The 3,379-nt window shown below is 53.0% G+C and carries 3 protein-coding genes and 2 pseudogenes; 4 read left to right on the top strand and 1 reads right to left on the bottom strand.

Annotated features, from left to right (window positions below; all coding sequences use genetic code 11):
* The coding region (locus BEB42_RS25740) for an IS1 family transposase (RefSeq protein ID WP_004200914.1) at positions 1-74 on the top strand (74 nt) is incomplete at its 5' end.
* A gap of 393 nt (positions 75-467) precedes the next feature.
* Positions 468-1,165, top strand: a protein-coding gene (locus tag BEB42_RS25735; protein ID WP_089578867.1) for an IS1 family transposase whose coding sequence is annotated in 2 segments (ribosomal slippage) — positions 468-717 and positions 717-1,165 — 699 coding nt in all. Because the reading frame shifts where the segments join, the coding sequence is not laid out codon by codon here.
* Between the two features lie 12 nt (positions 1,166-1,177).
* Here BEB42_RS25735 and BEB42_RS25730 read toward each other — a convergent pair.
* Positions 1,178-1,713, bottom strand: a pseudogene (locus tag BEB42_RS25730) (helix-turn-helix domain-containing protein); the annotation flags it as partial.
* Positions 1,714-1,763: 50 nt separating this feature from the next.
* Between BEB42_RS25730 and tnpB the strand changes: the two are divergent.
* Positions 1,764-2,018 (top strand): annotated as a pseudogene (gene tnpB / locus BEB42_RS25725) (IS66 family insertion sequence element accessory protein TnpB); the annotation flags it as partial.
* Positions 2,015-3,304: an IS66 family transposase gene (gene tnpC / locus BEB42_RS25720; RefSeq protein WP_000128882.1), complete on the top strand. Its 1,290-nt coding sequence runs from the start codon at positions 2,015-2,017 to the stop codon at positions 3,302-3,304. The pseudogene tnpB and the gene tnpC, both read left to right, overlap by 4 nt.
* Positions 3,305-3,379 lie beyond the last annotated feature (75 nt).

Here is a 3,379-nt window from a genome sequence, read left to right as displayed (position 1 = left end):
TGTCGTTCTCAAAATCGGTGGAGCTGCATGACAAAGTCATCGGGCATTATCTGAACATAAAACACTATCAATAAGTTGGAGTCATTACCTAAATGTACTTAGTGTTATCCATAAATGATATCAAGATGGCACCTTAACCTTCACCCAAACGACGTTAACCAAATAAAAGAAAGTTAAGATGCCATCGAAATATCATTGATTGCTGTATATCCTTTATCATACAATAACAAATGTTCTCCTTATTGTTTTTTTGTGCATCCCTGCTTTTAATATTTACATGCAATGGAAAAACAGGATATGGAGAGAACTTTTCCGCAAAACATTTTAATATCCTCAGCTCCTGAAATATAACAGCCCCATACAGACATAAATCGCCCCCAAAAATACAAGGTTAACGTGAAATGTAGGGCAAGTATTCAAAGTGTTGATCATGTTGTAATATTACTCCTTTTTGCTGAGTGTTTCGAATGGCTAAAGTTGACGTAAAATGCCCGTTTTGTGGGCAAACCGAATCGGTTAAAAAGCATGGTCAGGGAAAAGCTAAACATCAGCGTTATCGGTGCCAGATGTGCAGTCGGACTTTCCAGCTTGATTACGCTTATCGTGCCTGCCAACACGGCATGAAAGAGCAAATTGTTGACCTTGCAATGAACAATGCGGGCATCCGTGACACCGCACGGGCGCTGCATATCAGCATTAATGCCGTTGTGCGCACATTAAAAAACTCGCACCACGATGTGTAACCACACTGCCGCTGGATGACCTGAAAATTCAGCTCATCTGTGAAGTTGATGAGATGTGGTCATTTGTCGGCAATAAAAAGCAACAGCGCTGGCTGTGGTATGCATGGGAGCCTCGTTTCAAACGTATTGTTGCCCATGCTTTTGGTCGTCGAAGTAAAAAGGTATTTCGCCAGTTACTGAAGCGGTTATCGGGATTTAATGTTGCTTTCTGGTGTACAGATAACTTCCGGGCTTACGACATATTGCCGAATGAAAAACACATCACAGGTAAGCTTTATACGCAACGCATCGAACGTGAAAACCTGAACCTCAGGAACAGACTGAAACGACTAAACCGGAAAACTCTGGGGTATTCGAAATCCACAGAAATGCACGACAAAGTGATTGGTACATTTATTGAGCGGGAATATTACCTGCGATAACAGGAATCAACACTTTGAATACACTACCACTTTTTCGTGGGATGAGCTAAGGCTTTCAGCTTTTGTAGATACACAAGCCGCGTTTCAAGAAATCGAACTTGCCTTTCAAGATCCTCAATGCGTCGGTCTTTTGACAGTTCCAATGCTGATGCCGCTTTTTCTGGATCAACTGATATTGCAATGTTTCTTTTGGTGCCAATCTTGAGCGCGCGTAAACCAGCTTCTCCGCGCTCTTCATAAACCTTCAGCCACCTGGCTACAGAACCACTACCAGCAAGCATAAAGTGAGCAGCAGCCTGATTAAGGGACATGTGCTGCTCGATCACAGCTTTCACGACCTTAATACGCAACTCTGGATCAGCACTAACACCTTTAGGTTTGGGAATTAAGCCTTTTTCTCCATGTTTTTCATAGAGGGCAACCCATGTCCTGACCTGGGTTCGGGGGACACCAAAACGTGCCGAGATGATCCTGTAACCATCATCAGTAGTGAAGTTGTGATTCACGACTTCAAGGCGCTTTTCAAAAGGGTATTTGGGCTTTGACATATCAGGGGCTATTCCATTTCATCGTCCAACAAAATGGGTGCAGTACAATGTGGGACCGCCACGGCGTCTGGCTCTGCGCCCGCCGTCTCCACCGGGGAACCTTCCACTGGCCCCGTGACGGGGACGTCTCCTGGTCGCTCACGCCGGAACAGTTCTCCTGGCTTACCGCCGGTGTTGACTGGCAGCGCCTCTCTGCCGGGCCCCTTCCGGCATGGACTGAATACCCCCTCCCGGCAGCACGATCAGAATACGATCAGCCTGTTATCAGGATGTTCCTGTCCTCATCTGTCATCATGGCAGCATGACAGATGACATCCTGCACACCATACAAAACCCTGATGAACTGCGCCGTCTGGCAACAGAGCTGCTGACGGCACAGGCACGCAAATATGAGCAGCGCCTCCACAACCTGAATACCGTCAACTCCACGCTGGAACAGCGTATCCATGACCTTCATGCCGCCATGCAGGCAGAAAAAACCGCATATGAACAGCGCATCCGGGAGCTGGAGGAGGCCCTGAAGCTGGCACAGCAGTGGCGCTTCGGGCGTAAAAGCGAGCGTCTGCCGGCCAGCCAGAAACCGCTGGCTGACGAGGACGCGGCCAGCGATGAGGCCGACATCACCCGCCAGCTGAGGGACCTGCTGCCGCCGGAGGAAAAAACCGGGAAGAAGCCGGTGCGTCAGCCGCTGCCGGCACATCTGCCACGGGAAGAGACGGTACTGGCACCTGAGACCGGCCCCGGCGACGGGCATCCATGCCCGGGCTGTGGCGCGGCGATGCGCCATATCCGCGACGAGGTGAATGAGGTGCTGGAGTATGTGCCGGCGCACTTCGTGGTGAAGTGCACCGTGAGACCGCAGTATGGCTGCCCGTGTTGCGACACGGTACACAGCGCGGCGGGCAGTGCCCGCGATATCGTGGTGTACGACTGCCGGCCGGGACGTGGGGGTGAGTATGCCTGGGCGATGCAGGCCGGCTGGTCAGGAACCCTAGTGGTTGACGGGTATGCCGGTTACAGCGAGCTGTTCCGTGGCGGTCAGGAAGGAGAGTCCCCGGTGGCATCGGGTATCCGTGAAGCGGGGTGTCTGGCGCACGTGCGCAGAAAGTTCATGGAGCTGTACAGGATGAACGGCAGTCCGGGAGCGCGGAAGGCGCTGGAGCAGATACGGGCGCTGTATATCCTGGAGCGGACCATCCGGTCCCGGCCGGCGGAGCAGAAGCGACGATGGCGACGCCGGTATGCCAGACCGCGGATGGAGGCGTTCCATGCGTGGCTGAGCGCAGGCGAAAAAACGAGTGCGCCGGGCGGGGCGCTGCACGGCGCCATCACGTATGCGCTGAAGCGGTGGCAGGCGCTGACGACGTACCTGGATGACGGACAGGTGCCGGTGGACAACAACCGGTGTGAGCAGATGATGCGCCCGGTGGCGCAGGGCCGGAGGTCATGGCTGTTCGCGGGTTCGCTGCGGGGTGGAGAGCGGATGGCGGAGCTGCTGACGCTGCTGCATACGGCCCGGCTGAACGGTCTGGAGCCGGTAGCCTGGCTGCGTGATGTACTGGAGAAGCTGCCGTCGTGGCCGAGCCTGTGAGCCTGTTTAAGATTCTGTGTAAATGCCTTTTCTCAGAAGTGACCGTCCAGGCGGTCACCGAACTCGATAATAAAG

It is taken from the genome of Escherichia sp. MOD1-EC5990 (genome assembly GCF_002965285.1).
GTDB classification, from domain to species: Bacteria; Pseudomonadota; Gammaproteobacteria; order Enterobacterales; family Enterobacteriaceae; genus Escherichia; species Escherichia coli_F.
Note: the sequence above shows the minus strand (reverse complement) of the source record. Positions and strands in the feature narration are given on the sequence as shown.